The following is a 26694-nucleotide window of genomic DNA, read 5'->3' as shown; positions in this document are numbered from 1 at the left end:
TCCCACCACACAAGGAGACAACGACATGGCGGACACCTACGTCCTGGTCCACGGCGCCTGGCACACGGGCGACACGCTGCAAGCCACCGCCGAGCACCTGCGCGCACGCGGCCACACCGTGCACTGCCCCACGCTGCCGGGCAACTGCCCTGGCGACGGCACGGCCCCGCTGGGCCTGCCGGATGCGATCGACGGGCTGGTGCAGTTCCTCGCATCGAACGACCTGCGCGAAGTGCGGCTCGTCGGCCACAGCTACGGCGGCATGCTGCTGTCCGGCGCCGCCGACCGCGTGCCCGAACGCATCCGGCGGCTGGTCTATGTGAACGCCTTCGTTCCGCTGCCCGGCGAGGCCCTGTGCGACATGGCACCCCCGCACTACCGCGCCCTGTTCGAGGGCCTCGCGGCCGCTGGCGGCGGCGGCGTGCAACTGCCCTTCGAAGTCTGGCGCGAATGCTTCATCAACGACGCCGATGCCGATCTGGCGCGCAGCACCTACGCCCTGCTGCACCCGCAGCCGCTGCGCTGCCTGACCGACCCCATCGCCCTGTCGCAGCCCACCGCCGCGCTGGCGCTGGGCAAGTCGTACCTGAACTGCCGCGAAGACACCGCGCTGCCGCACAGCCTGCCCTGGCACCCGCGCCTGTCGGAACGGCTGGGCCTGTTCCGCTACGTGGAGGCGAGCGGCAGCCACGAGGCGCTGTTCACCGACCCCGAAGGCTTCGCACGGGGCATCGAGCGGGCCGGCCGGGACTGATCGGCAGGTGCCGCTGCGGCGCCAACGCCGCAGCACGGCAACGCGAAGCGAAGCGAAGACACGGACAAATCAATTCAGGAGATGACACCATGCAAGGCATTGCACACCACCACATCACCGCGCGCTCTTTCTCTGCGCGGCCCGTTTTCCCGCGCGCCCGGGCACGCCAGGCCGCCGCGGCCTTGGCCGTGGCAGCCGCTGGCGGCAGCCTCATCGCCCCACTGCCCGCAAAGGCACAGGCGCAGACCCCGGCATCGCCGGATGCGTCATCGCCCTCGCCCTGGCGCATCTATGCAGGCCCCGCGCACATCGGCTTCAGCACCTCGGCCGAAGTGCGGGCTGGCGGGCAAATCGTGCCCGGAGCCAGCGCCAAGGCCGATTCCAACGACAGCATCGGCTTCGGCGCCATCTACGACTTCCACCCGGGCTGGAGCGCCGAACTCGCTTTGGGCCTGCCGCCCACCACCGCGCTCAAGGGCACCGGCACCCTGTCCAGCGCAGGCACGCTTGGCAAGGTCAAGTACGGCCCGGCCGTGCTCTCCGTGCGCCGCCAGCTGTGGGATGGCGGCCCCGTGCGGCCCTACATCGGCGCCGGCATCAACTACACGCTGGTGCTGGAATCCCGCGACGGTTTCGTGTCGGACCTGCATGTGAAGAACGGCATCGGCCCCGTGCTGCAGGCCGGCTTCGAGGTGCCGCTGGATGCACGCTGGAGCTTCTTCGTGGATGCCAAGAAGATCTGGCTCAAGACCACGGCGACCGGCACGCTGCCGGCATTGGGCGGGGCGCCTGCGCATGCGAAGGTGCGGCTGGATCCGCTGGTGGTGACGGCAGGGGTGAGTTATCGGTTTTGAGGGGTGTGCTGGTTCGGGTGAGCCGGTGGGCAAGGCTCATCGGGGGGAGACTCCGACACGTCGCTAGATCGCTTTGAAAGACTGCTTGGCAGCAATTGCAGTCGTTTGGAATCACCGCCAGATTGACCGCCTCCGCCGCCGCAACTGAACGTTTGTCCTTGCCTCACAAGCGGCTCCTGTAAGCGAGCGCATTAACCGGGGTGCCGTTCACAATCTAGTTTCACCGCTTGGCACGAGGGAAGTCCGTAGCGGCAGCACTACGCAAGCTCAAGAAATCACCGGTTCGCAGCAGCGGCTTGTATGATCCGGATCCGTGTGAGATGCGCGCTGGACACAAATTTAATGGGCCAATTGACCGACAAGGAAATTCGCGCAGCTCTGATCAGGCACCTTCGCGGCCGGCCCGTGGCGCCTAAGGCAGTGCTCGAGGAAGTTCGTGTGCACAACGGCAATGCGATTGCCGATGTTGTCGCTGTGCATCGTGCTGCGCACTGCTATGAGATCAAGGGCGAAACCGATGCGATCGCTCGTATTGTCCGGCAAGGTTCGTACTACGACCAAGCATTCCGGCGCATCACGCTGGTGACCACTGAAAATCATCTTCGACAGGCGCTGCGTATCGCCCCGGCGCATTGGGGAGTAATGGTCGCAACTAGCGCAAACCACCAAGCTCGTGCTGGTGTCGAAGACCCCCCGATGCTTCGATACGTGCGCAAAGCCACGATCAGCCCCAGGTTTGACAAGCAGGTTGCGCTTCTGGCCTTGTGGAAATGTGAGCTTCTAACAATGTGCGGCGTGGAGACCAAGAACGTGCAGAAGCTCAGCCGCGCGAATCTCTCGGAAATGATCGCCGAGAGGAAAGGGGCGCTTGAGGTCAGCGCCTCGATTGCGCAACTTCTACTGACTCGTCACATCAACAACGGATGGCCTGTAGCCATGTAGGTGATGTGGGCGTTGATGGTCGGGTTGAGGATGCTGCCGGGGGTTACCAGCTTGCCGCCCATTTTTGCCTTGACGTTAAGAAAATCATCGCCGAACGAGTACGGAGCACCCCGGTAAAACGGTTGTGCCACGATTTCTGAAGCTAGATCGTTGTACTGCAGATTGCCTCGCGCATGCGTCTTCAGGGCACCACCACGCGCGATGAAGTGAAGGTCCTCATGGCTGTACAAGACCTTGGGTGCCGTCACTGTACGCATCATTTCCGGAGGCAAAGTGACATCGGAATACAGCGGACTCACGACTGTATAGTCCCCGAAGCCTACGCGATCCAAACCCATGGCCCGGATCGTCCTGTAGATTGTTAGCTCCACGCGTGAGATGTTGCACCTGACGTCTACCTTCGCGATCTCGCCAATGGCTGCAGGGATCGATGAGCCAGCGACAATGGTCAGCGAGAAATCGAACACCCTTGTAGCCTGGCTGATAAAGCTTGCCAACTTGGCCGCGTGTGTAGCCGGGTCAACGTTACGGCACATCCGACAGTCCAAGACGAGTATCCAGTGGGCGAACTGTGCGCCGGCCTTGATGAGGTCGCCAAGTTCGCCTTGAATTAACCCGAACGACTCGAAATCTTCTTCGGCCAGACGGATCGCCACAGCGCCTGATTTCAGAAGGCCGCTCGCCTTGGCATTAAACACGGCCTGGTTATGAGCCACTGTCCGATTCAGCCCAACGACGGGGATGAAGTTCAACTCTCTGAACTCATGCATCACAGCTTCATAGTTCGGCTGCCCATTCAGCAGAATGTCGTCGGCAATGTCGTAGTTGTCGAGAAAAAATGGGCGCGTTTGCCCTATGTATTTTCTCAGCTTGACCACCGACTTGGACACCATCGAACCAAACCCGGCAGGAGACATGCCGTCCTTTCGAGCAAGATCGAAGAAAGGAACAATCTTGTCCTTCACTACATCGCTCAAACTGGCGATTGCAGCGACTTCGTTTGCCTTGAGCTTGAGGAATGGGGTGTACTTATACCGATCCAAACAATGTCTCCCGGATGTTGATTCTGTTGACCAGTTCGGAAAAGAGATCGTGTCTCCGGAACTCACGCCGGAGCCTTCCTGCCACGATCTGGGGCGCGATGCCCAGCTTGGCCGCGAAATCTAGAACATCCCTCTCTGCCAAGCTGTACTTAGCGGGACAGCTTCGCCATTCGCCGCGTGGAATGAGCGAGTCTGTGGCGAGCTTGTCAGCCTGCAGTTCGATCAAATCGGTATTTTCGGCGTCCATGTCGTCGATGATCGGCGTCGACAACAGGTCGCCATGGAGAACCACGTGCGAGAGTTCATGCATCAGCGTGAACCAGAAGTAGTCCAGGCGCGGATACCTCAGGCTCATGCCAATCACGGGATTCCCGGAAGCCAGCTTAAACACGGCGCCATCTACCTTCATTCCGGGAATATGAGGTTCGTAGATCACGATGATGCCGCGTTCGACTAAGTAGGAGGCAACCTGTGTGATCCGAGACGGATCGGCGCTCAGCTTGATCAGGCCTCTCAAATCGTCAACAAAGAGCCCCTGGAATACAGGCACGGGCTGTGCGGCAGAAAACCATTCTGCGAGCGTCCGAACCTTTGATAGCCAAACTGCAGCCAACGTTTCGGATGCCCCAAGCTTGGCTCTGAAGAGCGCCTCAGGCTCGGACTTCTGAGCGTAGAGGTGGCGGGTCAGGTCGTATAGCGACCTGTCCACGTTGACTCCGCGGCTCTTCGCGGGGACTCTGGACAAAAAGTCTTCCGCCTTCAAATAAGCTTGATAGAAAGCCGCAGCGTCCGCCCAGCAATCTGGCGACAGTGGAAAGTCGTCGTTGCTCATATGGGCATCTCGAAGTATGGCATTCCTTCTTTATCGAGTTGCGGGAAGTTCCTCATCCCGATCGATTGGTAGAAGCCCGCCGCCCTTGGGAGCGCGTGCAAGGAAAACCCTGGTCGTAGGCCGAGTTGAGCGCAAGCGTACTCTTTCACCGTGGCGATCAGGGTGGTGCCGACCCCTTTGAATGAACGTTCCCTCATCGGGTTGACGCGATTCCATGGAGCGACTGCCAAAAATTCAATGTAGAAGATTCCTTGCCCATCCATGGCGCTTGGTTTCGGGTGGTAAATGAGACAAGCCGCCTGCGGGTAGCCTTCGGCAAAAAGGAAGAACCACTTGTACTCATCGCTGTTGAAATGAAGCGACTTGTTGAGCCACCTCCAGTGACTGTCATCGACTTGAATCTGCGCCAGTACCGCCCCCAAAGCAGCATTGTCGTAGTTCTGGGCTCTGATGAATCGCATCAACTGAATGTTGAACACGCCCCAGGTCTCGTCGCAGACGTTGGCGACGGCGATGTCCCAGCCCAACTTCACCTGATAGCAAACCTTGTCCCCGCCGGCCCCCACAAGCACATCGCTCGCGATTGTCGCGCCCGAGCTTTCGATTGGACCGGCCTCGGCCAGCAACGCCTTGATCCTTTGAAGGACGTCCTCCATTCTTGCCCCTCCATGTGGCGGTCTATTTTTATCTGCACTCGCCGAATGATCCCTAGTCGCACACACGCGGGAAAGCGACGTGCGTCGGTCAAGCTCAGCCGGATACGATAGCGCATATGTCGTGATCACGGGAGATCAACGCAGGTTGCGCCACCGCATTTTTGCGAAAGATCACACGACTTGGCAATAATTTAAGATCGACCACCTGGGCGATAAAGCGTCAGAAACTTTTCGGCTGCGAAAAGTCGGCATTGAGTGCAATCTTGCCGAGGACGGCATGTGAAGCCAAGACACTCCATTGAGTGAGTCTGAGTTCTCCACTGTACTGCGACAGAGTATTTCATGCTCTCGTCGGCAGGAACCCAAGCAGTGACAGGTCTAGCCGTGGCCAATAGGCCAATGCTGCAGAAGAGTAGCTGCTCTCCGCCAACCCCAATGACTGGAAAGGGCGCGAACGCTCAGTTGTTGTGGCGCAGACGCTCGACTGCCCTCAGTCTGAAACGGCCGTTCGCGTTGAGCGGCAACTGATGGCCGATAGCATTTTTTCGGCACGTACATACCAACGACTGCAACCAGCCTGTAGGTGATATTGCGCCGCTGGGATTCACATGGCCTAGGGTCGCCGCAGCAATTTGCACGGACACATAGTGGCTAAGCCATGAGGACGTGCCATGCATCTCCCTTACTCCCCTTCCGCAAACATCTCCACCAACACCCCCCGCAGCCACTGGTTCCCCGGATCCCGGTGGTACTTCGTGTGCCAGAACAGATTGATCGCCACCTGCGGCAATTTGGCCGGGTGGGGCGCATAGGCCAGGCCGAAGGGCTCGGCCATGCTCTGGGCCATTTTCTCGGGCACGGTGGCGACCATTTGCGTGGCCTGCAGGATGTGGCCGATGGCGACGAAGTGCGGCACGGTGAGCCGCACGTCGCGGGCCACGCCCATGCGCTCCAGCAGTTCGTCCACCTTGCCGTGGCCCGTGCCTTCGGAGACGACCACCACGTGCTCCGCCTTGGAAAAATCCGCCAGTGCGATGCTGCGGCGCTTGTGCAGCGGGTGGCCCTCGCGGAACAGGCACACATAGGGCTGGCGGAACAGCCGGCGCTGGAAGAAGCCGGCCTTGAGCTGCGGCAGCAGGCCCACGGCCAGGTCCACCTTGCCGGCTTCCATGGCGTCCTTCAGGTCGGTGGCTGAATTGCGCACGGTGGTCAGGCGCACGCCCGGGGCCACCTGCGCCAGCCGCTCCAGCAGGCGGGGCAAAAAGTAGATCTCGCCGATGTCCGTCATGCCCACCTTGAACACGCGCCGGCTGGTGGCGGGATCGAACCCCAGCCTGTGGTTGAGGGCGCCGTGGATCATGGCCAGCGCGTACGACACCGACTCCGCCAACTGGTCGGCATAGGGCGTGGGCTGCATGCCCTGGGCCGTGCGCAAAAAAAGCTCGTCGCCCAGCAGGCGGCGCAGCCGCGCCAGCGCGTTGCTCACCGCGGGTTGCGTCAGGCCCAGGTTTTCCGCGGCCTGCGACACCTTGCGCGTGATGAGCAGCTGCTGAAAGACCACCAGCAAATTCAGATCGATGTCTTCCAGTTCCACGGGGCACCTTTATTCATCAGGGTGATGCGGTGTATTCACGCCATTCTATTGGCTGATTATCGGATCACAGGAATGATCGGGGCCATAACAACGACAGTGAGTGAGACAACCCGATGGAACTGCATATCGAGCCGCTGGGCCGCGTGCTGCCCGTGGCGCCGGGCGCCAACCTGCTGGAAGTGCTGCGCGAGCACCAGATTCCCGTTTCCTACAGTTGCATGGCCGGGCGCTGCGGCACCTGCCGCTGCAAGGTGCTTTCGGGCGAGGTGATCGATGCGGGCCAGGCGCTGCGCATGCCGCCGCTGGGCGGCGGCGAGGGGCAGTACGTGATGGCCTGCCAGACGGTGCTGAGCGAGTCCTGCACCATCGAGATTCCCGAGCCCGACGAGGTGGTGGTGCACACCGCCCGCACGATCAAGGCCACGGTGACGGCGGTGGAAACGCTCACGCACGACATCCGCCGCCTGCGCCTCAAGCCGGCCAAGCCGCTGGACTTCTCGCCGGGGCAGTACGCGCAGTTGCAGTTCGGCCCGGGCCTGGTGCGGCCGTATTCGATGGCCGGGTTGCCGCACGATGACGAACTCGAATTCCACGTGCGGCTGGTCGAGGGCGGGCGGGTGTCCACCCATGTGGCCCAGGTGCTGGCCGTGGGCGATGCGGTACGCGTGAGCGGGCCTCTGGGCTCGGCCTACCTGCGCCGCAAGTACGAAGGTCCCATGCTCTGCGTGGCGGGCGGCACGGGGCTGGCGCCGATCCTCTCCATCGTGCGGGGCGCGCTGGAGTCGGGCATGCCCAACCCCATCCACGTCTATGCCGGCGCCCGATCGGCGCGCGATGTCTACGGCCTGCAGTGGCTGAAATATCTGCAGCAGCGCCATCCGCAATTGCAGGTGCATGCCGTGGTGGCCGCGGCCGATGCGGCGCCGGGCCAGCGCATGGGCCTGGTCACCGACGCGATCGCGCAGGACTGGCCCACGCTGGAAGGCTGGCGCGCCTACCTGTGCGGATCGCCGCCCATGGTGGAGGCCGTGTCGCTGCTGGCGCGCCAGCGTGGCGTCGCCGCCGAGCATCTCTATGCGGATGCCTTCTACGCCAGCACGCCGTGAGGCAGGGGCCAGCGCCCCTTCCTGCGCGCCCTTCCCTCTCTTGATTCGCAGCGCCCCATCACAAGCCCCAAGGAGACAACGCCATGAGTACGCCCCACCCCGTCTTCCCATTGCATCCGACCTGGGAAAGCCCCGGCACGCACCGCGTGCCCTTCGCGGCCTATACCAGCGAGGACATCTACCGCCGCGAACTGGAGCGGTTCTTCTACCGCAGCCACTGGTGCTATGTGGGCCTGGAGGCCGAGGTGCCGAACCCGGGCGACTTCAAGCGCACGGCCATCGGCGAGCGCTCGGTCATCCTGGTGCGTGGCGAGGACCTGCAGCTGCACGTGGTGGAAAACGTGTGCGCGCACCGCGGCATGCGGTTTTGCCGGGAGCGCCATGGCAACCGCAAGGAGTTCGTCTGCCCCTACCACCAGTGGAACTACAAGCTCGACGGCGCGCTGCAGGGCGTGCCTTTCCGGCGCGGCGTCAAGCAGGACGGCAAGGTCCACGGCGGCATGCCGGCGGATTTCAAGCTGGAGGAAAACGGCCTGACGCGGCTCAAGGTGGCCACGCGCGGCGGCGTGGTTTTTGCCTCGTTCGACCACGGCGTGGAGTCGCTGGAGGATTTCCTCGGGCCGGTGATCCTGGGTTACTTCGATCGCCTGTTCAACGGCCGCAAGCTCAAGATTCTGGGCTACAACCGCCAGCGCATTCCGGGCAACTGGAAGCTGATGCAGGAGAACATCAAGGACCCCTACCACCCAGGCCTGCTGCACACCTGGTTCGTGACCTTCGGCCTCTGGCGGGCCGACAACAAGTCGGAGCTGAAGATGGATGCGCGCCACCGCCACGCGGCCATGGTGTCCACGCGCGGCGAGGCCAAGAAGCAGTCCGACGTGTCCAACGTCTCCAGCTTCAAGGCCGGCATGCAGCTGGAAGACCCGCGCTTTCTCGACATCGTGCCCGAGCCCTGGTGGGGCGGGCCCACGGCGGTGATGACCACGCTGTTCCCCAGCGTGATCCTGCAGCAGCAGGTCAACAGCGTTTCCACGCGCCACATCCAGCCCGTGGGCCACGATGCCTTCGATTTCGAATGGACGCATTTCGGCTTCGAGGACGACACCGACGAGATGACCGAGCGCCGCCTGCGCCAGGCCAATCTGTTCGGGCCGGCGGGCTTCGTCTCGGCCGACGACGGCGAGGTGATCGAGTTCTCGCAGCAGGGCTTCGAGCAAAAGCCTTTCCATCGCGCGCTGGTGGAGCTGGGCGGCCGGGATGTGGGAGACACCGACCACATGGTCACCGAGACGCTGATCCGCGGCATGTACGAGTACTGGCGCAGCGTGATGGAAAAGGAGGACTGAACCATGGACGCCCAATCCACCGCGATCGAATTCGCCGACTACTTCGCCCTGCAGCAGCTCTATGCCGACTACGCCGCCGCGCTCGACGCAGCGCAGTGGGACCGGTGGCCCGGCTTCTTCACCGAAGACTGCCTCTACCGCCTGCAGCCGCGCGAGAACCACGAGCGCGGCCTGCCGCTGGCCACGCTGTCGTTCGACAGCCAGGGCATGCTCAAGGACCGCGTCTACGGCATCCGCGAGACGCTGTTCCACGACCCGTATTACCAGCGCCACGTGATCGGCGCGCCGATCGTGCGGCAGGCCGGGGAGGGCCGCTGGGCGTGCGAGGCGAACTACGCCGTCTTTCGCACCAAGCTCTCGGAGCCCTCCACGGTGTTCAACGTCGGGCGCTACCTGGACGTGGTGGTGCGCACGCCCGAGGGCCTGCGCTTCGCCCGCAAGGAGTGCATCTACGACAGCGAAATGATCCCGAATTCCATCATCTACCCCATTTGAGAGGAGACACACCATGCCAGCAATCGACACCGGATGGACCGAGGCGACCGCGCGCGCCGACCTGCCCGAGGACGACGTGGTGGGCGTGACCGTCGAGGGACGCGACGTGGCGCTCTACACCGTGGACGGCGAAGTGTTCGCCACCGACAACCTGTGCACGCACGGCAATGCGCGGCTGTGCGACGGCTTCCTGGAGGGGCACAAAATCGAGTGCCCGCTGCACCAGGGCCGCTTCGACGTGCGGGACGGCAGCGCGCTGTGCGCGCCGCTCACCCAAGGCGTGCGCAGCTACCCCGTCCGTGTGGAGCAGGGAACGGTGTACCTCAAACTCGCTTGACGCGAGGCGGCATGCGCCGCCGTCTCAGGCGGGCGCGGCCAGCGTGCCGCGCGGTGCTTGGAACTGGAACCCCTCCACCACGCTTTTCAGCCGGCCGGCATGCTCCAGCAGGCTGGCCGCCGCGGCGGAGGACTGTTCGACCAGCGCGGCGTTCTGCTGGGTCATGTGGTCGAGTTCGGTGACCGACGTGCTCACGCGGCCCAGGTCGCTGGACTGGCCTTCGACCGATGTGCTGATGGTGCCCACCACCTGCGAGGCGCGCCGTGCGCAATCGACCACGTTCTGCATGTTGCGGCCCGCGTCGGCCGCCAGCGTGCTGCCGCGCTCGGCCTGCGCCACCGAGGCGGCGATCAGCGTGCGCACCTCGCGCGCGGCCTCGGCGCTGCGCCCGGCCAGGGCCCGCACCTCGCTGGCCACCACGGCGAAGCCCCGGCCCTGCTCGCCGGCACGGGCGGCTTCCACGGCCGCGTTCAGCGCCAATATGTTGGTCTGGAAGGCGATGCCGTCGATCACGCCCACGATGTCGGCAATGCGGCCGGCGCTGGAATGGATGCCCTCCATGGTGGCCACCACCTCCGTCACCACGCCGCCGCATCGTTCGGCCAGTTGCGTGGCCTCCTGCGTCAGGCGGCGCGCGGCCACGGCCTCCTGCACGCTGTGGCGCACCACGCCGTCCAGCTGCTCCATGGATGCGGCGGCCTCCTGCAGGTGCGAGGCGGTGCGCTCGGTGCGCTGGCTCAGGTCGTGGTTGCCGGAGGCGATCTCGCCCGAGGCCGACGCCAGGCCGGCCGCGGCCTGGTGCACGTCGGCCACCACGCCGTTGAGGCGTCCTAAAGCACCCTGCAGCGCCCGGGCCGCCGCGCTGCGCACGGCCACGTGGCCCACGTCCAGCGACAGCTGGCCGTTCGGCTGCAGGCGGCACAGCTGCTGCAGCTCGGCCGACTCGATGGCGTCGGCCCGCGTGCGCAGGGCGATGGCGACTTCCACCGCGGTCTGCACCACCACGAAGCTGGCATGGATGAGGATGCGGCCGAAGTCGGGCTCGGTCAGGCAATAGATCGGCAGCCCCGCCAGTTGCAGCCGGTCGAACGCGATGTGGTGCACGGCGATCAGCCCCGCCGCGAAGAGGATGGGCCGCCAGTCGCGGTAGGCCAGCAGGAAGGCCAGGAACACGAACACGCCGAAGTGCATTTCGGTGGCGCCCAGGCTGAGCTGGATGTGCAGCGCCACCATGCCCATGCCGGCCACCACCATGGCCAGCCGGCTGAGCAGCGTGCCGCGTGCCAGCAGGTAGGCCAGGGCGGCCAGGCCCGTCAAACCCAGGCCCCACAGCGCGGCGGTGCCGGGCCGGCCGTGCACCACGCCGATCCAGAGGGCGACGGCCCCGCCCAGGGCGACGATGCCCAGCAACAGCGCGTCAGCCCGGCGGCCGATCGCATGCAGGGCGTCGTGCGCGCCCATGGAGATGTCGTGGATGCCGTCGCGTCGTGCCATGCGGAGTGCTCCCTGCAGTTTCGGTTGGGACAGGCCGCGGGGGCAGGCAACGCAGGGGTTGCACCGGAGAATCGGTATCAGCCATCGGGACGCGGCAGGAAACATGTTGTAACGCAGCAGGCCCGCAGGCGTCAATCGGAACGGCGTGGGAGGGTCCTTCCCGCTCAGGCCGGCAAGGGCGGCGGCGGTGCGGTTGCCGCGCCGCGGCGGCCCGCAGTCCGCTGCGCCAGCCAGAAGACCGGCAGGGCCAGCACCGCGCAGCCCGCCAGCACGGCGAACGCGAGGCCGAAATGCCCCTGCGCCCCGACCACGCTGTTGGCAATGGCGGGGCTCAGCGCGGCGCCCACGCCTTGCAGCGTCATCACCAGCCCCAGCGCGGTGTTGTAGCGGCCGCTGCCGCGCACGTACCGTTCCACCATCAGCGGCGTGGCCACGCCCAGCGCGCCGGCCGCCAGGCCGTCGAGCACCTGCACCGGGATGTTGGCCCAGGCATCGGGGATGGCCCAGGCGATGACGCCCCGCACGGGGAGGGCCAGGATGGCGATGTAGACGAACACCTGCAGGTCCCACCGCCGGCTGCGCGACACCCACAGGGCCACCGGCACCATGGTGAGTTGGGCGACCACGATGGCGACGCCCGTCCACAGCAGCGGGGACGAGTCGGGCACCGTGGCGGCGAGCCGCTGGTTCAGCAGCGGCAGCATGGACGCATTGCCCAGATGAAAGAGCGCGCAGGCCAGCCCGAAGCACCACAGCGCGCGGTGGCCCAGAAACGCGCGAAAACCTTCGGGTGCCACGGCTTCGGGATGGGAGGAGGGGGCAGGCTTGGCACTGTCGGCTTCGGCGCCGCGCGCAGCCACATGGTCGATGTCGCCGGGCCGGATCGCCCGCAGGCACGCCAGCGCACCCACGGCCATGGCGGTCATGACGACGAGCATCCAGGGCGCGCCCATCCAGTGCGCAAAGGCCGCGGCCCCCAGCGCGGACACGATGTTGCCGGCATGGCTGTAGGCCTCGTTGCGGCCGGTCTGGTGGCGCAGGCCGGCGCTGCGCGCCAGCCCGAGCGTGAGCGCGGCCAGTGCGGCCGCCAGCACGGCGCCGGCAGCGCCGGTGAGCACCTGCGACAGCACGAGCAGGCTGGGCGACCGGGTCAGGAAGGCGACGGCGCTGGCGCCCAGCACCGCCAGCGCGCAGACCGCCACCAGCGCCCGCTTGGCGCGCGTACGGTCCGCGAGGGCGCCGGCCAGCGGCGTGGCCGCCATGGCGGCCAGCCCCCCGGCGGACAGCACGATGCCGATCATCGTCTGGTCGATGCGCTGGGTCTGCAGGTAGGTGGCGAGGAACGGGCCGAGCCCGTCGCGCACGTCCGCCATGAAGAACGCCATCCAGGCCAGGGCGGTCAGGGAAGCCCCGGCCGCAACGCCCGTGCGGGCGGGTGGCGATGCGGGCGGGGTGGGCGCGGAAAGCGCGCCAGGGGCGGTGTGCGCGGCGGTCATGGCGTCACGGCTTGACGGGTTTGCCCGGCACGGCTTGGCCGTTGACGGTGTGCGCCTCGATCACGTGGGCACCGGTGCTGCCGCGCAAGGGCCGGGCGGGGCCCTCGGCCGTCACCGCATCGCCCGGCTTCAGGTGCAGCCGGGCAAAGCCATCGGGTCGCGTGTGGACGAAATCGCCCGTGTCCAGCACCACGCCGTTGGGCTCGCCGTGCCGGGCGTGGTGCAGGTGCGCCACATGGCCTTTCACCTGGCGCGGTGCGTCGTCCGGCGCGAACGCCTGGCCGTCGATGGACACCAGCCGCTCGAACGCATAGACCTCGTGCGCGGCCTCGCCGTGGGGTGGCGGTGGCGCCACGGTGCCATCGACGACCACCGTCTGGCCGGCGCGCAGGGCCTTGAAGGACCGTGCCGCACTGTCGTCGTGCTTGCCGAACACGAACTGCGCAGGCACGCCGTCCACATGGATCATCACGCCCTCCACATCGCCGCGCGGGCTGTAGAGGGCATGCTGGAACTGGCCTTCGAGGGACCAGACGTCGATCATTTCCTGGGGTTTGCTCATGGTGTCTCCGAATGGGTGAGGAAAGAAGAAACGGGTGTATGGAGCGGGCCGGGCGATGGCTTCACGGGCGCAGTGCCGGGGCGCCGATCGGGCCGCCCAGCATGTCCTGCAGGGTGTCCGGCGTGGCGCCCATCTGCGCCGCTTCCATGCCGGTGCCCAGCGCGTTGCGGGTGCCCCAGCCGCGCACCGCCACGGTGGCGCCGGGCTTGAGCAGCGCCGCGACCGACGTGCCCATGTGGGGCGGAAAGCGCACGACCACGCCGTCTTCCAGCAGCAGGCCATGCGCATCGCCGCGGCTGTTGAACAGCACCTGGGCCACGCGGCCATTGGCCTGCAGGGCCGTCAGGGCTTCGCGTGGGGGCGGCGGGGGGCGCTGGCCGGGGGTGGGCGGCGTGTCCTGCACCGTGCGGCCCTGCGACTGGAAGGTCTCGGCGCGCAGCACGGGCGCGTCGGGACGGTGCCAGCCGGTGACCTCCAACGGGTCGCCGGGGCGCAGCCATGCGGTGAGGGGCTCCGACAGGTGGGGCGGGAAGGCGATCTGCGTGCCGTCCTGCAGCAGCAGGCCGTCCGCCTCGCCGTTCGGGTTGGGCAGCCAGCGCTGCAGCCGGCCGCTCGCGGTCGCGGACTGCTCGGCGGCGGGGGCCTGGGCCAGGGGGCCCGGCCCGCCGGGCGGGGGTGGGGGCAATTGCGCGTGGGCGCTGGCGGCGGCAAGGGCGGCGGCCATCAGGCTGGTGCGGAGCAAGGGGTGGAGCGTCATGAAAGTCGTCCTTTCGAGTGGGGATGCGCTTTCTCACTCAAGACGCGTGCCAACGCCAAATTTCTTATGAATCAAACACTTGCGTGCGATGGCGGGCGCGCGCAGTGGGTGGAATGGCGACAGGCTGTCCGCTTTTGCGACAGGCTTGCGGTCATTCGATGCCGTATTGCGTGAGCTTGCTGTAGAGCAACTGGCGGTGGATGCCCAACCGCCGGGCCGCGAGCGAGCGGTTGCCCTGGGCCTGCGCGAGCGCGTGTGCCAGCATCTGCCGCTCCAGCCGCTCGATGGCCTGTGGCAGCGATCCCTCCAGCCAGGCGGCGGGCAAGGCGTCGCCCGACCCGGTGCGGTGGCTGTGGCCGGGGTCATCGGGCGGGGTCGGCGATGGCTGCAGCCCCAGGTCGGCGGCCCCCACCACCGGGCCGCGCTGCAGGGCATGGCAGCGCTCCATGGCATTGCGCAGTTCGCGCACGTTGCCGGGCCAGGCGTGGTCCAGCAGCGCGCGCGCCGCGCCGGCCGACAGCCGTTTGGCGGGCTGCGGCGCCGCCGCGACGCGCAGGAAATGCTCGGCCAGCGGCACGATGTCGGCCAGGCGCTCGCGCAGCGGCGGCAGCACGATGTGCAGCACATCCAGCCGGTAGCGCAGGTCTTCCCGGAACCGCCCTTCGCGCACGGCCGCCGCGAGGTCGCGGTGCGTGGCGGCCAGCACGCGCACGTTCACCTTCACGGGCCGGTGGCTGCCCAATGGCGTGACTTCGCCCTCCTGCAGCGCGCGCAGCAGCTTGGCCTGCACCTCCGGCGCCATGTCGCCGATCTCGTCGAGCAGCAGCACGCCGCCATCGGCTGCGCGAAAGCACCCGGGCCGCTCGGTGGCCGCGCCGGTGAAGGCGCCTTTCACATGGCCGAACAGCTCGCTTTCCAGCAACTCCTTCGGAATCGCCGCGCAGTTCACCGCCACGAACGGGCCCGCCGCGCGCGTGGAATGCCGGTGCAGGGCACGCGCCACCAGCTCCTTGCCGGTGCCGGTCTCGCCCTCGATCAGCACCGGGGCATCGCTCGCGGCGGCCATGCCGATGCGCTTGTGCACCTCGCGCATGGCTTCGCTGATGCCGATCAGCTCGCCGTCCTCCTGTGCATCGGGCGGCGGCGCGGGTGCGGCGGCCGTGGCACCGGCGTCGGCCTCGGAGCGCAGGGCGCGCTCCAGCACCTCCACCACGGCCGCGCGGCTCACCGGCTTGGTCAGGTGGTCGAACGCCCCCAGGCGCATGGCCTCGATGGTGCCCGAGCCGCTGGCGTAGGCGGTGAGCACCAGCACGGGCGGCAGCCGGGCCATGCGCGCGGCCAGCGCCTGCAGCGTTTGCAGCCCGTCCATGCCGGGCATGCGCTGGTCCAGGAAGATGGCGCTGTAGCGGTGGCTCTCCACCTGGCGCAGTGCCTCGGCCCCGCCACTGGCGCCGTGCACTTCATGGCCCAGGCTCTGCAGGGTTTCGACCAGCGATTCGCGGAAGGCCGCGTCGTCATCGACGACTAAGAGGCGCGCCATGGCAGCTCCAGGATGAAACGGGCGCCGCCGCCCTCGCGGGGCGCGTAGTGCAGGTCGCCGCCATGGGCCAGCGCCACTTCGCGCGCCAGGGCCAGGCCCAGGCCGTTGCCGTCGGCGCGGCCGGTGGCGAAGGGCTCGAACAGTTGCGCCCGCAGGTCTTCGGGCACGCCGGGGCCGTCGTCCTCCACCGTCAGCGTGCACAGGGTGCGTGCCGCATCCACCTGCGCCGACAGCGCGGCCTCGCCGCCGGCCGGCGCATGGCGCACGGCGTTGTCCAGCAGGTTGTCGATGGCGCGCGCCACGTGCACGGGGTCGAACACGGCGTCGGCGGGGGCCTCGCCGCGCAGCGTCAGCCGCACGCCACGGGCTTGCGAGCCCGGGCGGGCGGTGTCCAGCCGTTCCTGCAGCCAGGGGCCGATCGGCACGGTGCGGGGGTGGAGGTTGAGCGGCTGCACCAGCGAGAGCAGGCTTTGCACCAGGCCCTCCAGCCGGTCGATCTGCGTGACGATGGACGCCAGCGCTTCGGCATGGCGGGCCGGCGGCGCGGCCAGGGCGTTGTCCGCCTTCAGGCGCATGGCGGCGATGGGATTGCGGATCTCGTGCGCGACCGAGGCCGTCATGCGGCCCAGGGCGGTCAGGCGCAGGTCGCGGTGGCGCTGGGCCAGGGCCTCCTTCAGCCGGGCGCGGGCGTCTTCCAGGCGGGTGCCGAACGCATTGAAGCCGTCGACGATGCGGTCCAGCTCGCGGATGCCGGTGCGCTCCAGGTGCGGCACGGCGTCGCCCTGGGCCTGCGCCAGCGCGCCTTCCAGGCGCCGCACCTGGCGCAGGCCGCGCAGCAGCATCCAGCCCAGCCAGGCACCCGAGGCCACCACCAGCAGCGCCAGCACCGCGATGCCGGTGCGCAGGGTGTCCTGTGCGGCGATGGCGCCGGCGTGGGCGCGTGTCATGGTCCACACCGCGGTGCCGGGGTGCGCGGCCAGGGGGCAGGCCGCGACGATCAGCACCTCGCGGCTGCCGCGCACCAGGTTCACGATGGGCTGGCCGGTGCTGCCGGCCTGCTTGGCCAATTCGACGATGAGCGGCTGCTCGGCGGCCGGCACGTCGATCTTGACGCCGCTGCCTTCATAGGTCGGGTAGGCGTAGGCCAGCATGCCGCTGCCGGCGCGCCAGACGCCGCCTTCCACCTGCGGCACTTCCAGCAGCACCACGTGCAGCAGCACGCGCAGCAGGTCGGTCTGGGGGGTGTCGGCCGGCACCGTGGGCACCGACTTGGCGTAGCGCGTGGCGATGTCCTCGCAGGCCTGCGCGGCGCGTGCCCGGCTGGACGCCACCTGGGCGCCCGAGCCCGTCTGGTAAAGCACCACGATGATGGCCGCGACCAGGGCACAGGCGGCCAGCAGAAAGGCCCAGAAAAGAAGCAGTTGGATGCGCAAAGACCGCACGGTAGCCCATCGGAGTGAGGACGGCGGATCGTAAGGGCGAACACGTGGCCGTCCGGTAGGAAAGCGGCGTGTCCTGCATCGCCCGGTGGTGGCCGCGGGCCCGTGCCGGGGGCAGGGGCTTTGGATGGGGGGCGAGCCGCCCCCTAGAGATCAGGCGGCTTCGGGGTAGAACAGCTTGCGCGCCGGCACGGGCGCCACGGCCTGGCCGATGGCCGCGATGTGGTCCGGCGTGGTGCCGCAGCAGCCGCCCACGATGTTGACCAGCCCTTCGGCGGCGAATTCGTGCACCAGCCGGCTGGTGACCTCGGGCGTCTCGTCGAAGCCCGTGTCGCTCATCGGGTTGGGCAGGCCGGCGTTGGGGTAGCAGCTGATGAAGGTGTCTTCCGCCACCCGGTTCAGCTCCTGGATGTAGGGGCGCATCAGGGTGGCGCCCAAGGCGCAGTTCAGGCCGATGGCCAGCGGGCGGGCGTGGCGCACGCTGTGCCAGAAGGCCGTCACCGTCTGGCCCGAGAGAATCCGGCCGGAGGCGTCGGTCACCGTGCCGCTGATGATGAGCGGCAGGCGCTCGCCGCTTTTCTCGAAGAACTCGTCGATGGCGAAGAGGGCCGCCTTGGCGTTGAGCGTGTCGAAGATGGTCTCGACCAGCAGCACGTCGGAGCCGCCTTCGACCAGGGCCTCGGTCTGCTCGTAGTAGGCGGCGCGCAGCTGCTCGAAATCGACGTTGCGTGCGCCCGGGTCGTTCACGTCGGGGCTGATGCTGGCCGTCTTGGGCGTGGGGCCCAGGGCGCCGGCCACGAAGCGGGGCTTGTCGGGCGTTGAGTATTTGTCGCAGGCGGCACGGGCCAGCTGCGCCGATTTCAGGTTCATCTCGCGCGCGAGATCGGCCATCTTGTAGTCCTCCTGCGCGATGGTCGTGGCGCCGAAGGTGTTGGTCTCGATCAGGTCCGCGCCGGCGGCCAGATACCGCTCGTGGATGTCGCGGATCACGTCCGGCCGCGTGAGGCTCAGCAGCTCGTTGTTGCCCTTCACGTCGCGCGGGAAGTCCTTGAACCGGTCGCCCGCGCCGTCCGGGCCGCTGTAGCCCTCGCCGCGGTACTGGGCCTCGCCCAGCTTGAAGCGCTGGATCATGGTGCCCATGGCGCCGTCGAGGATGGCGATGCGGCGGGCCAGGATGTCGGGTAGCTGTCGGGCGCGGGTGTAGTGGAGCGGAGTCATCCCCCGATTGTAGGAAGCCGCGTCAACCCTTGCCGTGCCCGGCCACGTCGAGGAAGGTCTGCAGCACCGGCGTCAACGCGTCGCCATGCCACGCCAGGACCCCGACGGTCGGATGCTCCAGGTGGGCGATGGGCACGAACCGCACGCCCTGGACGGCCGCCTGCGCCATCGAGGCCGGCACCAGGGCCACGCCCATGCGCATGGCCACCAGCGCCACCACGGTGAGCCACTGCCGGGTGGCGTGGCGCGTGTGGGGGTGGATGCCGGCACGGTGGAAGAGGGCGATGACGTTGTCGTGGTTGGCCGGCGCCACGTCGCGCGCGAACATCACGAAGGTCTCGTCGGCGAGGCTACGCAGGTCGACTTCCGCCTGGCCCGCCAGGGTGTGGTCCTGCGGCAGGCAGGCCACGAAATGGTCCTCGGCCAGCGGCAGGCTGCGCAGGGGCGCTGGCACGACGCTGGCATTGATGAAGCCGGCATGCAACTGCCGGTGCAGCAGGGCTTCGAGCTGCTCGCCCGAGGACATCTCGCGCAGGTTGACCTCGATGCCCGGCGCGCGCTCGCCGAAGGCGCGCACGATGGCGGGCATGTCGCGGTACACCATGGAGCCGGTGAAGCCGATGTCCAGCCGGCCGCGCTGCCCCGCGGCCACGGCGCGGGCCGTCTCGCCGGCGCGGGCCACGCGGTCGAGCGCCACGCGCACCTCGGCCAGGTAGGCATGGCCGGCGGGCGTGAGCGCCACCTGCTTGCTGGTGCGCTCGAACAGCCGCACGCCCAGTTCGTCCTCCAGCGCCTTGATGCCCGAGCTGAGCGGCGGCTGCGTGATGGCCAGCCGCTCGGCCGCCCGGCCGAAGTGCAGTTCCTCGGCCAGCACGGCGAAGTAGCGCAGGAGGTGCAGTTTCATGGCGGCGATGATGCCAGCGCGGCCCGCAGCGCCGGCACCGGCTTGCGGCCGTTCAATAGGATTTCGGCAGGCCCAGCACCTTCTCGGCGATGAAGCACAGGATGAGCTGCGGGCTCACCGGCGCCAGGCGCGGTATCCACGACTCGCGCAGGTAGCGCTCCACGTGGTATTCCTTGGCGTAGCCCATGCCGCCGTGGGTGAAGATGGCGCGCTCGCAGGCGTGGTAGCCGGCCTCGGCCGCCAGGTACTTGGCGGCGTTGGCCTCGGCCGCGCACGGCAGGTGCTGGTCGTACAGCCATGCGGCTTTCTGCACCATGAGGTGCGCGGCCTCCAGCTCCATCCACGACAGGGCCAGCGGGTGCTGGATGCCCTGGTTCTGGCCGATGGGGCGGCCGAACACCTCGCGCTCCCTGGCATAGCCCGCGGCGCGCGCCAGCGCCGCGCGGCCCAGGCCCACGGCCTCGCTGGCGATCAGGATGCGCTCGGGGTTCAGGCCGTGCAGGATGTATTGAAAGCCCTGGCCTTCCTCGCCCACGCGGTCTTCCACCGGAATGCGCAGGCCGTCGATGAACACCTGGTTCGAATCCACGCATTTGCGCCCCAGCTTGTCGATCTCGCGCACCTCGACGGTGCTGCGGTCCAGGTCGGTGTAGAACAGGCTCAGGCCCTCGGTGCCGCGGCATTGCTCCACCGGCGTGGTGCGCGCCAGCAGCAGGATCTTGTTGGCCACCTGCGCGGTGCTGATCCAGACCTTCTGGCCGTGCACCACGTAATGGTCGCCCTCCCGCACCGCGCGGGTCTTGAGCTGGAGCGTGTTCAGCCCGGTGTTGGGTTCGGTCACGCCGAAGCAGGCCTTGTCGCGGCCCGCGATCAGCGGCGGCAGCCAGCGCGCCTTCTGCGCTTCGGTGCCGAACACCACCACCGGGTGCAGGCCGAAGATGTTCATGTGCACCGCCGAGGCGCCGGACAGCCCCGCGCCCGTGGCGGAGATCGTGTGCATCATCAGCGCGGCCTCGCGGATCCCCAGGCCGGCGCCGCCGTAGGCCTCGGGCATGGCGATGCCCAGCCAGCCGGCGTCGGCCAGCGCGCGGTGGAAGTCCTCCGGAAAGCCGCCTTCGCGGTCGCGGCGCAGCCAGTAGTCGGCATCGAACGGGGCGCAAACGCGCTCGATCGCGTCCCGGATCTGGGCGTGTTCGGGAGAGAGGTCGAAGTTCATGGGGCGGGCCGGATCACCTTGTCGGGCGACTCGCCGTAGGGCGGGCTGTAGATCACCAGCAGCTTCACGGGGGTGTCGCTGGTCACGGTGAAGACATGCATCTGGTCGGCCGGAAAGAAGCACATGTCGCCCGGCACCATGTCGAAGGCCTCGCCCGCCACTTCGGCGCGGGCCGTGCCTTCGAGCAGGTAGCACGATTGCTCGATGCCCGGATGGGCATGGGGCAGGGCGCCGCCGCCCTTGTGCAGCGTGCCCAGCAGCACCTCCATCTGCTGCGCGCCCACCGTCTCGGGGCCGATCAGGCGCTGGTTGTGCGTGTGGTGGTGGTTGGCGGGCTGGTAGCTGGGCACCTGGGCGGCGCGCACGCGGTACCGGGGCGCGGTGGTGGTGGTGGTGGTGGTGGTGGCGAGGGTCATGCGGGTTCTCCGGTGGCGGCGTGGCAGGCGTTTTGCGCGAGCAGGGCGTCGATCTGGGTGGGGGTGTAGCCGGCCTCGGCCAGCAGGGCGCGGGTGTGTTCGCCCAGTTGCGGAGCAGGCGCCAGGGTGCGGGGCGGCGGGGTGGCCGACCAGCGCGTGGGATGGGCCATGGCGTGCATGGGCCCCTCGGTGGGGTGCACGCTGTCGTGCAGGAAGCCCGTGGCGCGCAGCTGCGGGTTGGTGAGCAGGTCGGCCGGCGAGTTCATCGGCATGTGCGGCACGTCGGCGGCATCCAGCAGCGCCTGCCACTGGGCCGTGGTGCGGGTGCGCAGGATGCGCGCCACCTCGGCATAGACGGCATCGATGTTCGCCGCGCGGGCGCCGTGCGTGGCAAAGCGCGGGTCCTGCGCCAGGCCCTGCGCCTCGCCGATCTCGCCGATGGCCGCGAAGAAGCTGCGCCAGTGCTTGTCGTTGTAGATCAGCACGCAGAGCATGCCGTCGGCCGTCGCATAAGGCTTGCGGTGCGTGGTCAGCAGCCGGGCATAGCCGGCCTCGCCCTGCGGCGGCTCGAAGGTCAGGCCCGCCATGTGGTCGCCCAGGATGAACTGCGCCATGGCCTCGAACATGGGCACGACGATGGCCTGGCCCTGGCCCGTCTTCTCGCGGGCATAGAGCGCCGCCGTCACCGCGTACACCGCATGCAGCCCGGTCACGCGGTCCGACAGCGTGGTCGGCGCATAGGCCGGCTCGGGCGCGCCGTAGCGCTGCATGAGCCACGGGATGCCGGTGGCGCCCTGGATCAGGTCGTCGTAGGCCGGGCGCGCCGCGTCGGGGCCCTCCTGATCGAAGCCGCAGCAGCTCACGTGGATGAGGCGCGGGTTGCGCGCGGCCACGCTGGCCGGGTCCAGGCCCAGCCGCGCCAGGGCCTGCGGGCGCACGTTGCTGATGAGCACGTCGCAGCGCTCGGCCAGCCGCAGCGCGGCCTCGCGGCCCTCCGGGTGCTTGAGGTCCAGCGCGATGCTGCGCTTGCCCGCGTTGGCATGCAGGAAGATGTGGCCCATGCCGGGGTGGCGCATGGGGCCCACGTGGCGCATGTTGTCGCCGTCGGGCGTTTCCACCTTGATGACCTCCGCGCCCAGCTGGGCGAGGATCTGCGTGGCGAACGGGCCCATGATGACCGAGGTCAGGTCCAGGATCCGCACGCCCGCCAGGGGGCCGGTGCGTGAAGTGCTATGCGTGTTGTCGGTCATGCCATTCTCCAGAACGTCTGACAGGGGCAGCGGCCGGTGCCACCGGTGCGGCCCGCGCGAGCAGACGCCGCGCAAGGGCCGCCCCGCCGCGCTGGCGTCGTCCCCCTTCCCGCAGCGCGCAGCGATGCGAGAGCAAGGGGGAAGCGGCAACGCCGCTCAGGGGGATGTCGTTCATTCGGGCTGGATGCGGGCCTGCTGGATCAGCGTGCGCCAGTGGGCCAGCTGGTCGGCCACGTAGGTCGCGAATTCCTGCGGCGTCTTGCTGGGCCATACCTGGAAGCCGATCTGCGCGAGCTTGTCCTGCGTGTCCTTTTCGGCCAGCACGGCCTGCAGCTCCGTGTTCAGGCGGTTCACGATGGCCGGCGGCATGCCGGCCGGCCCGAAGATGCCGTTCCAGGACGTGAGGTCGAAACCCTTCACCGTCTGCCCGATCGGCGGCACGCCCGGCAGCAGGGGCGAGGGCTGCGTGGTGGTGATGCCCAGCGTGCGCACCTTGTCGCTGGTGAGCATGCTCCTGCCCGAACCCAGGTCGGCCACGTAGACCTGCACCTGCCCGCCCACCAGGTCCGTCATGGCCTGGGGGCTGGACTTGTAGGGGATGCTCAGCACATCGACCTGGGCGATGTGCTTGATGCTCTCCATCGCCACCAGCGAGGTGCTGTTGGGCGTGGCATAGCTCAGCTTGCCCGGGTTGGCGCGCGCGTAGTCGATCAGCTCGGCCAGCGTCTTCGCCGGCACGCCGGGGTGCACCGCCAGCGCGAAGGGCAGCTCGCCCACCCGCGCCACGGGCGTGAAGTCCTTGATGGGGTCGTACTTCAGGTGGCTGTAGAGCGCCGGGTTGGCCGAGTGCGACGTGTTGGTCGTCATGAACAGCGTGTAGCCGTCCGGCTTGGCCTTGGCCGCGATCTGCGCGGCCACCTGCGCGTTGGCACCGGGCTTGTTGTCCACCAGCACCGGCTGCTTCAGGCGCTCCGCGAGCTTTTGCCCGACGGTGCGCGCGACCGAGTCCGTGCCGCTGCCGGCCGCGAACGGCACGATCAGGGTGATGGGGGCGTTGGGGTACGGCGGCTGCTGGGCCCGTGCGGGCGCCACGGCGGCGGCCAGGCCGCAGGCTGCCAGCAGGGCCGGGATGAGGTGCTTCATGTCGTTTGTCTCCTGGGTCGGTAGGCCATGCCCCTGTGCCGGGGCTGAAGGCATCTTGTCCGGCGCAGCGATTCGCGTCCAATTGAATAATCGGAGCGATCCATTCGCGTTGCGAATCGTTGGGGGCCACCGGCCGGTGGCGGGTGCGCGGGGCCGGCGCACAATAAGCGCCTTTCCTGGTGGGCCGCCTGGCGCGGCGGGGCCGGGAAATTCCCATCCAATCGGCCTCTAGTGCATATTCCACTAGGGCGATCTGCTATCAAAAAGAGAGTATTCGATTTTGTCCCCCGCGCATTTCGTTCTGCACGACGTCTTTGGCTATGACCAGTTCCGCGGCCCCCAGCAGGCCATCGTCGAGCACGTGATCGCCGGCGGCGACGCCCTGGTGCTGATGCCCACGGGCGGCGGCAAGTCGCTGTGCTACCAGGTACCGGCCATCGTGCGGCGCGATGCGGGGCAGGGCGTGGCCATCGTCGTCTCGCCGCTCATCGCGCTCATGCACGACCAGGTGGGCGCGCTGCACGAGGCGGGCGTCGATGCGGCCTACCTCAATTCCACGCTCGACTGGCAGCAGACGCAGGAGCTGGAAAAGCGCGTGGCGCGCGGCGACATCACCATGCTCTACGCCGCGCCCGAGCGGCTGACCACGCCGCGATTCCTGGAGCTGCTGGACGGCCTGCACCAGCGCGGGCAACTGTCGATGTTCGCCATCGACGAGGCGCACTGCGTGAGCCAGTGGGGCCACGACTTCCGTCCCGAGTACCGCGCGCTCACCGTGCTGCACGAGCGCTATGCCGGCGTGCCGCGCATCGCGCTCACCGCCACGGCCGATGCGCTCACGCGGGCCGACATCGTCGAGCGGCTGCAGCTCGAAGGCGCGCAGCACTTCGTCAGCAGCTTCGACCGGCCCAACATCCGCTACCGCATCGAAGAAAAGAAGGAGCCGCTCGCGCAGCTGCTGCGCTTCATCGAGCGCGAACACCCCGAAGACGCGGGCGTGGTCTATTGCCAGTCACGCAAGCGCGTCGAAGAAATGTCCGCAGCGCTGGTGGACGCGGGCCTGAAATCGCTGCCCTACCACGCGGGTCTGCCGCCCGAAGTGCGCCAGCAGAACCAGGACCGCTTCCTGCGCGAGGAGGGCATCGTGATGGTGGCCACCATCGCCTTCGGCATGGGCATCGACAAGCCCGACGTGCGCTTCGTCGCGCACGTGGACATGCCCAAGAACATCGAGGGCTACTACCAGGAGACCGGCCGCGCCGGCCGCGACGGCCTGCCGGCCGACGCCTGGATGGCCTACGGCCTGCAGGACGTGGTGAACCAGCGCCGCATGATCGACGAAAGCCCGGCGGGCGAGGAATTCAAGCAGGTCATGCGCGGCAAGCTCGACGCGCTGCTGGCCCTGGCCGAGGCCACCGATTGCCGGCGCGTGCGGCTGCTGGGCTATTTCGGCGAAGTCTATGGCGAGCCATCGAGCGCCGCCGGGCCGCCCCAAGGCGCGAGCAGCCCCCTTGGGGGGCAGCGAGGACACGAAGTGCAGAGCGTGGGGGCCACATGCGGCAACTGCGACAACTGCATCAGCCCGCCCGCGGTGTGGGACGGCACGGATGCGGCGCGCAAACTGCTGTCCACCATCTACCGCGTGCACGAGGCCAGCGGCCTGACCTTCGGCACCGGGCACATCATGGACATCGTCCGCGGCAAGGACACCGAAAAGGTCAAGCAGTTCGGCCACGACCAGCTCTCCACCTTCGGCCTGGGCAAGGACTACTCCGAGGCGCAGTTGCGCGGCGTGCTGCGCCAGCTGCTGGCCACCGGCGCCGTGGGCCTGCACAAGGTGATGCTGGAGAGCGGCCACAGCTTCGACACGCTCAGCCTCACCGACGGCTCGCGCCCGGTCCTCAAGGGCCAGACGCCGGTGCAGCTGCGCGAATCCACGGCCGCCACGCCGGCCCGGCGCACGCGCCGCAGCGCCGCCCCCCCGGCCGCCGCGGCCAACCTGGGGCCGGACGCGCAGGTGCGCTTCATCAACCTCAAGGCCTGGCGCGCCGAGGTCGCGCGGGAGCACAACCTGCCCGCCTACGTGATCTTCCACGACGCCACCCTGGCCGCGATCGCCGAACGCAACCCGTCCACGCTGGACGATCTGCAGGGCATCAGCGGCATGGGGGCCAAGAAGATGGAGGCGTATGGGGCCGAGGTGCTGCGGGTTTGCGGGCAGGGGGACGAAGCTCATTGATGCCGTCTTGCTGACGATGCCTGCGGTGTCCCGCCCATCGCTGCGGCGCATGGCCTGCCGTGCGGCTTGGGTTCTGGCGTGCTTTCTGATCGTGGCGTTGGGAGCGGGCGTGGCATTCGCGCAGGACGTTCGGTCCAGCCAAGTGCTGGAGTCTTTTCCGGTGCATGGACAGGCCGTGCTTGAGAAGGAGCGGCAGGCCTATGAACTTTCCCTCTCCGCATGCAGCGGCGGGACTTGTCCTTTCGAGGTTCGCCTGTTGTCCAGCGCAGAGCATGCCCGGGGTGCCTTCGCCACAGGCCGGGCGGTCGTCTCCAAGCGGGATAGCGCAGCGCTCGATTGGCCTGCTTTCGCAGCGCCCGCGCGGCCGCTGCACGTTCCGAAGCCGGGGGCTGCGCCGTTTCTGGCAAACACCACCGGGCCCCGCGTCTGGTCCACCGGAGAGGAGGAAAATACGGTCACTGCGGCGGCGAGTGCCGTGCCGCTGGAGCCGGGCAACCCCGCTGGTGCGAGCGCTTTGCTGGTCACGCAGATGGCCGGGTTCGACCACCCCAAGCGCCGTCACACGCTGTACGTAGCCTCTCGGGGTGCTCTGAAGAGGGCGTGGTCGCGCAGCGAACCGCAAGGCCCCTATGTCTCCCAAGTCATGGCGGCGCCAGGCGACGCTCCTGTGTACCTTTCCATGTTTGTCTCCCGTGATGACGACGTGCCCGACAAGGTGTCCGCCTACCAGTTGGCCTGGGATGCCAGACGGCAGGTGTTTTCCGAAAGGCCATCTGCTCCCACTGTGCTGGCAGTGGTGGCAGGTTCGTACCCCACCGTTCGTGCGGCCCGTGCCGCACGCGCCGCTTCTGCGTGTTTTGCGGGGTACGGCGCGGTGGATACCTGGCCAGGCAAAGGCCTCGTACCCCACCGCTACGCGCTGATCACCCTCGCGGCGGAGCCGACGCAGGCCACCGCCGAGAGAGAACGTCTGATTCAGTGCCAAGCAGGCATCCAAGCACGGCAGTACCCGCTCAGCCGATTGACACCCCGTTCATCCCCCACCCCATAAGCCATTG

The 26694-nt window shown here is 68.0% G+C and carries 25 protein-coding genes; 9 read left to right on the top strand and 16 right to left on the bottom strand.

Annotated elements, in window-relative coordinates; genetic code table 11:
• Nucleotides 1-25: 25 nt before the first annotated feature.
• The 3 genes from AVME950_RS14655 to AVME950_RS14645 all read left to right on the top strand — a co-directional run bounded on the left by AVME950_RS14655 (nt 26) and on the right by AVME950_RS14645 (nt 2550).
• Entirely contained in the window at nt 26-754 is a 729-nt protein-coding gene (locus AVME950_RS14655; protein WP_284430377.1) for an alpha/beta hydrolase, read from the top strand.
• An 89-nt stretch (nt 755-843) separates the two neighbouring features.
• On the top strand, nt 844-1608 hold the full coding sequence (locus AVME950_RS14650; RefSeq protein ID WP_284430376.1) for an OmpW/AlkL family protein: 765 nt from the start codon (nt 844-846) through the stop codon (nt 1606-1608).
• 342 nt (nt 1609-1950) lie between these two features.
• Nucleotides 1951-2550, top strand: a complete 600-nt coding sequence (locus AVME950_RS14645; RefSeq protein WP_284430375.1) for a sce7726 family protein — start codon at nt 1951-1953, stop codon at nt 2548-2550.
• Here AVME950_RS14645 and AVME950_RS14640 read toward each other — a convergent pair.
• From AVME950_RS14640 to AVME950_RS14625, 4 genes are all read right to left on the bottom strand, one after another.
• Entirely contained in the window at nt 2517-3659 is a 1143-nt protein-coding gene (locus tag AVME950_RS14640; protein WP_284430374.1) for a beta family protein, read from the bottom strand. The genes AVME950_RS14645 and AVME950_RS14640 overlap by 34 nt on opposite strands.
• Entirely contained in the window at nt 3580-4425 is an 846-nt protein-coding gene (locus tag AVME950_RS14635) for an ImmA/IrrE family metallo-endopeptidase (RefSeq protein ID WP_284430373.1), read from the bottom strand. Before AVME950_RS14635 ends, AVME950_RS14640 begins: the two co-directional genes overlap by 80 nt.
• Entirely contained in the window at nt 4422-5081 is a 660-nt protein-coding gene (locus tag AVME950_RS14630) for a GNAT family protein (RefSeq protein ID WP_284430372.1), read from the bottom strand. The genes AVME950_RS14635 and AVME950_RS14630 overlap by 4 nt, the downstream gene beginning before the upstream one ends.
• Before the next feature lie 682 nt (nt 5082-5763).
• Entirely contained in the window at nt 5764-6675 is a 912-nt protein-coding gene (locus tag AVME950_RS14625) for a LysR family transcriptional regulator (RefSeq protein WP_284430371.1), read from the bottom strand.
• A gap of 113 nt (nt 6676-6788) precedes the next feature.
• Here AVME950_RS14625 and AVME950_RS14620 point away from each other — a divergent pair, with 113 nt between their 5' ends.
• The 4 genes from AVME950_RS14620 to AVME950_RS14605 all read left to right on the top strand — a co-directional run bounded on the left by AVME950_RS14620 (nt 6789) and on the right by AVME950_RS14605 (nt 9962).
• Nucleotides 6789-7781 (top strand): 2Fe-2S iron-sulfur cluster-binding protein, encoded by a 993-nt coding sequence (locus AVME950_RS14620; protein ID WP_284430370.1) that lies wholly within the window; start codon nt 6789-6791, stop codon nt 7779-7781.
• Nucleotides 7782-7864: 83 nt separating this feature from the next.
• On the top strand, nt 7865-9130 hold the full coding sequence (locus AVME950_RS14615; RefSeq protein ID WP_284430369.1) for an aromatic ring-hydroxylating dioxygenase subunit alpha: 1266 nt from the start codon (nt 7865-7867) through the stop codon (nt 9128-9130).
• A 3-nt stretch (nt 9131-9133) separates the two neighbouring features.
• Nucleotides 9134-9625 carry an aromatic-ring-hydroxylating dioxygenase subunit beta gene (locus AVME950_RS14610; protein ID WP_284430368.1) on the top strand — a complete coding sequence of 164 codons (492 nt, stop codon included), beginning with the start codon at nt 9134-9136 and terminating at the stop codon, nt 9623-9625.
• A gap of 13 nt (nt 9626-9638) precedes the next feature.
• Nucleotides 9639-9962 (top strand): non-heme iron oxygenase ferredoxin subunit, encoded by a 324-nt coding sequence (locus AVME950_RS14605; RefSeq protein WP_284430367.1) that lies wholly within the window; start codon nt 9639-9641, stop codon nt 9960-9962.
• 24 nt (nt 9963-9986) lie between these two features.
• Here the strand turns inward: AVME950_RS14605 and AVME950_RS14600 are convergent, their stop codons facing one another.
• The 12 genes from AVME950_RS14600 to AVME950_RS14545 all read right to left on the bottom strand — a co-directional run bounded on the left by AVME950_RS14600 (nt 9987) and on the right by AVME950_RS14545 (nt 23397).
• Complete coding sequence (locus AVME950_RS14600; protein ID WP_284430366.1) at nt 9987-11456, bottom strand: methyl-accepting chemotaxis protein; 1470 nt, start codon at nt 11454-11456, stop codon at nt 9987-9989.
• 164 nt (nt 11457-11620) lie between these two features.
• The gene (locus tag AVME950_RS14595; RefSeq protein WP_284430365.1) at nt 11621-12952 is read right to left on the bottom strand and encodes an MFS transporter; all 1332 of its coding nucleotides are present in this window, start codon (nt 12950-12952) and stop codon (nt 11621-11623) included.
• Between the two features lie 4 nt (nt 12953-12956).
• Nucleotides 12957-13514, bottom strand: coding sequence for a hypothetical protein (locus tag AVME950_RS14590; protein WP_284430364.1), 558 nt, complete (start codon nt 13512-13514; stop codon nt 12957-12959).
• 61 nt (nt 13515-13575) lie between these two features.
• Nucleotides 13576-14271 carry a hypothetical protein gene (locus tag AVME950_RS14585; protein WP_284430363.1) on the bottom strand — a complete coding sequence of 232 codons (696 nt, stop codon included), beginning with the start codon at nt 14269-14271 and terminating at the stop codon, nt 13576-13578.
• A gap of 151 nt (nt 14272-14422) precedes the next feature.
• Nucleotides 14423-15811 carry a sigma-54-dependent transcriptional regulator gene (locus tag AVME950_RS14580; RefSeq protein WP_284430362.1) on the bottom strand — a complete coding sequence of 463 codons (1389 nt, stop codon included), beginning with the start codon at nt 15809-15811 and terminating at the stop codon, nt 14423-14425.
• A complete protein-coding gene (locus AVME950_RS14575; RefSeq protein ID WP_284430361.1) occupies nt 15796-17253 on the bottom strand; it encodes a sensor histidine kinase in 1458 nt (485 codons plus the stop codon). Before AVME950_RS14575 ends, AVME950_RS14580 begins: the two co-directional genes overlap by 16 nt.
• A gap of 150 nt (nt 17254-17403) precedes the next feature.
• The gene (locus tag AVME950_RS14570) at nt 17404-18468 is read right to left on the bottom strand and encodes a homocysteine S-methyltransferase family protein (RefSeq protein ID WP_284430360.1); all 1065 of its coding nucleotides are present in this window, start codon (nt 18466-18468) and stop codon (nt 17404-17406) included.
• Nucleotides 18469-18490: 22 nt separating this feature from the next.
• The gene (locus AVME950_RS14565) at nt 18491-19372 is read right to left on the bottom strand and encodes a LysR family transcriptional regulator (protein WP_272566074.1); all 882 of its coding nucleotides are present in this window, start codon (nt 19370-19372) and stop codon (nt 18491-18493) included.
• Between the two features lie 52 nt (nt 19373-19424).
• Complete coding sequence (locus AVME950_RS14560; protein ID WP_284430359.1) at nt 19425-20588, bottom strand: acyl-CoA dehydrogenase family protein; 1164 nt, start codon at nt 20586-20588, stop codon at nt 19425-19427.
• A complete protein-coding gene (locus tag AVME950_RS14555) occupies nt 20585-21004 on the bottom strand; it encodes a cupin domain-containing protein (RefSeq protein WP_284430358.1) in 420 nt (139 codons plus the stop codon). The genes AVME950_RS14560 and AVME950_RS14555 overlap by 4 nt, the downstream gene beginning before the upstream one ends.
• Nucleotides 21001-22254: a CaiB/BaiF CoA transferase family protein gene (locus AVME950_RS14550; RefSeq protein ID WP_284425276.1), complete on the bottom strand. Its 1254-nt coding sequence runs from the start codon at nt 22252-22254 to the stop codon at nt 21001-21003. Before AVME950_RS14550 ends, AVME950_RS14555 begins: the two co-directional genes overlap by 4 nt.
• A 171-nt stretch (nt 22255-22425) precedes the next feature.
• On the bottom strand, nt 22426-23397 hold the full coding sequence (locus AVME950_RS14545) for a Bug family tripartite tricarboxylate transporter substrate binding protein (protein WP_284430357.1): 972 nt from the start codon (nt 23395-23397) through the stop codon (nt 22426-22428).
• 280 nt (nt 23398-23677) lie between these two features.
• Here AVME950_RS14545 and AVME950_RS14540 point away from each other — a divergent pair, with 280 nt between their 5' ends.
• Both AVME950_RS14540 and AVME950_RS14535 read left to right on the top strand, forming a co-directional pair.
• Nucleotides 23678-25636, top strand: coding sequence for a RecQ family ATP-dependent DNA helicase (locus AVME950_RS14540; protein ID WP_284430356.1), 1959 nt, complete (start codon nt 23678-23680; stop codon nt 25634-25636).
• 16 nt (nt 25637-25652) lie between these two features.
• Nucleotides 25653-26687 (top strand): hypothetical protein, encoded by a 1035-nt coding sequence (locus tag AVME950_RS14535; RefSeq protein ID WP_284430707.1) that lies wholly within the window; start codon nt 25653-25655, stop codon nt 26685-26687.
• The last annotated feature ends 7 nt before the right edge of the window (nt 26688-26694 follow it).

The organism is Acidovorax sp. SUPP950, from assembly GCF_030158935.1.
GTDB lineage: Bacteria > Pseudomonadota > Gammaproteobacteria > Burkholderiales > Burkholderiaceae_C > Paracidovorax.
This window is presented reverse-complemented; position numbering and strand designations above follow the sequence as displayed.

What these genes read in the sequence shown, in the direction of transcription:
- AVME950_RS14610 (WP_284430368.1), top strand. Translation starts at nt 9,134, where the DNA reads ATGGACGCCCAATCCACCGCGATCGAATTCGCCGACTACTTCGCCCTG.
- AVME950_RS14565 (WP_272566074.1), bottom strand. Translation starts at nt 19,372, where the DNA reads ATGAAACTGCACCTCCTGCGCTACTTCGCCGTGCTGGCCGAGGAACTG.
- AVME950_RS14655 (WP_284430377.1), top strand. Translation starts at nt 26, where the DNA reads ATGGCGGACACCTACGTCCTGGTCCACGGCGCCTGGCACACGGGCGAC.
- AVME950_RS14605 (WP_284430367.1), top strand. Translation starts at nt 9,639, where the DNA reads ATGCCAGCAATCGACACCGGATGGACCGAGGCGACCGCGCGCGCCGAC.
- AVME950_RS14535 (WP_284430707.1), top strand. Translation starts at nt 25,653, where the DNA reads ATGCCTGCGGTGTCCCGCCCATCGCTGCGGCGCATGGCCTGCCGTGCG.
- AVME950_RS14570 (WP_284430360.1), bottom strand. Translation starts at nt 18,468, where the DNA reads ATGACTCCGCTCCACTACACCCGCGCCCGACAGCTACCCGACATCCTG.
- AVME950_RS14620 (WP_284430370.1), top strand. Translation starts at nt 6,789, where the DNA reads ATGGAACTGCATATCGAGCCGCTGGGCCGCGTGCTGCCCGTGGCGCCG.
- AVME950_RS14585 (WP_284430363.1), bottom strand. Translation starts at nt 14,271, where the DNA reads ATGACGCTCCACCCCTTGCTCCGCACCAGCCTGATGGCCGCCGCCCTT.
- AVME950_RS14645 (WP_284430375.1), top strand. Translation starts at nt 1,951, where the DNA reads ATGGGCCAATTGACCGACAAGGAAATTCGCGCAGCTCTGATCAGGCAC.
- AVME950_RS14580 (WP_284430362.1), bottom strand. Translation starts at nt 15,811, where the DNA reads ATGGCGCGCCTCTTAGTCGTCGATGACGACGCGGCCTTCCGCGAATCG.
- AVME950_RS14630 (WP_284430372.1), bottom strand. Translation starts at nt 5,081, where the DNA reads ATGGAGGACGTCCTTCAAAGGATCAAGGCGTTGCTGGCCGAGGCCGGT.
- AVME950_RS14600 (WP_284430366.1), bottom strand. Translation starts at nt 11,456, where the DNA reads ATGGCACGACGCGACGGCATCCACGACATCTCCATGGGCGCGCACGAC.
- AVME950_RS14595 (WP_284430365.1), bottom strand. Translation starts at nt 12,952, where the DNA reads ATGACCGCCGCGCACACCGCCCCTGGCGCGCTTTCCGCGCCCACCCCG.
- AVME950_RS14635 (WP_284430373.1), bottom strand. Translation starts at nt 4,425, where the DNA reads ATGAGCAACGACGACTTTCCACTGTCGCCAGATTGCTGGGCGGACGCT.
- AVME950_RS14590 (WP_284430364.1), bottom strand. Translation starts at nt 13,514, where the DNA reads ATGAGCAAACCCCAGGAAATGATCGACGTCTGGTCCCTCGAAGGCCAG.
- AVME950_RS14560 (WP_284430359.1), bottom strand. Translation starts at nt 20,588, where the DNA reads ATGAACTTCGACCTCTCTCCCGAACACGCCCAGATCCGGGACGCGATC.
- AVME950_RS14550 (WP_284425276.1), bottom strand. Translation starts at nt 22,254, where the DNA reads ATGACCGACAACACGCATAGCACTTCACGCACCGGCCCCCTGGCGGGC.
- AVME950_RS14555 (WP_284430358.1), bottom strand. Translation starts at nt 21,004, where the DNA reads ATGACCCTCGCCACCACCACCACCACCACCACCACCGCGCCCCGGTAC.
- AVME950_RS14615 (WP_284430369.1), top strand. Translation starts at nt 7,865, where the DNA reads ATGAGTACGCCCCACCCCGTCTTCCCATTGCATCCGACCTGGGAAAGC.
- AVME950_RS14650 (WP_284430376.1), top strand. Translation starts at nt 844, where the DNA reads ATGCAAGGCATTGCACACCACCACATCACCGCGCGCTCTTTCTCTGCG.
- AVME950_RS14545 (WP_284430357.1), bottom strand. Translation starts at nt 23,397, where the DNA reads ATGAAGCACCTCATCCCGGCCCTGCTGGCAGCCTGCGGCCTGGCCGCC.